2 protein-coding genes are annotated in these 647 nt (G+C 62.8%); both read left to right on the plus strand.

Features of this window, described 5'->3' with window-relative positions; genetic code table 11:
* Window positions 1-380, plus strand: a 380-nt coding sequence (locus NP3_RS36290; protein WP_218024998.1) for a hypothetical protein, incomplete at its 5' end; no start/stop codon positions are given.
* On the plus strand, window positions 377-647 hold a 271-nt coding region (locus NP3_RS36295), incomplete at its 3' end, for a hypothetical protein (RefSeq protein ID WP_157124790.1). The genes NP3_RS36290 and NP3_RS36295, both read left to right, overlap by 4 nt.

The following is a 647-nucleotide window of genomic DNA, read 5'->3' on the forward strand; positions in this document are numbered from 1 at the left end:
TCGCGGTTCCCGATCCCACACATGAGACCGTGCAGGCCGTAGCGAGACCCTCAGTGGCGCCGGATCCCAGTGAAGGCGTTCTGGCCGTCGATGTGCTCGATAGATTCTGGCGGGTGCTGCGAGAAGACCTGACCAACAGAGAGTTTCAGGCCGCGTATCTCAGCTGGGCGGTAGAGATGAACGGTGCGGAGGTCGCAGCCGCGCTGGGGACGACACGGACGGTCGCCTACCAACTCAGGGACGCGGCACGCAAAAAGATCGAGGTGCTGGTCAACCGCGACTCGCACCACATCATCTTCAAGGACAAGGACAAGGACGACGGCGAGCTAGCCGCGAGCATCTCTTCGACGGGGGCAAACACCGGAGGACACAGGTCATGAGCAACGACAGGGAGATCAACGAGGCTGCCGAGTCGGTCACTGTCAACCAGGCGTTCGGGCAGCTGTCCGCCTATCTAGCTGATACCGACGACGGCGGTGACGTAGACGCAGGCTGGGCGCGGCTGCGACACGAAATCGACAATCAGCGCATCGAATCCACTGATGGCGCTGAGGGGAGGGAGCCTTCCACCGAGGGATTGAGTGAATCGCAGTACACCCCGCCCGCGGCTGGGCTCCTCACGGGTCTCGAAACTGTCGCGCCCACCT

Source organism: Nocardia pseudovaccinii NBRC 100343, from assembly GCF_001613225.1.
Lineage (GTDB): Bacteria > Actinomycetota > Actinomycetes > Mycobacteriales > Mycobacteriaceae > Nocardia > Nocardia pseudovaccinii.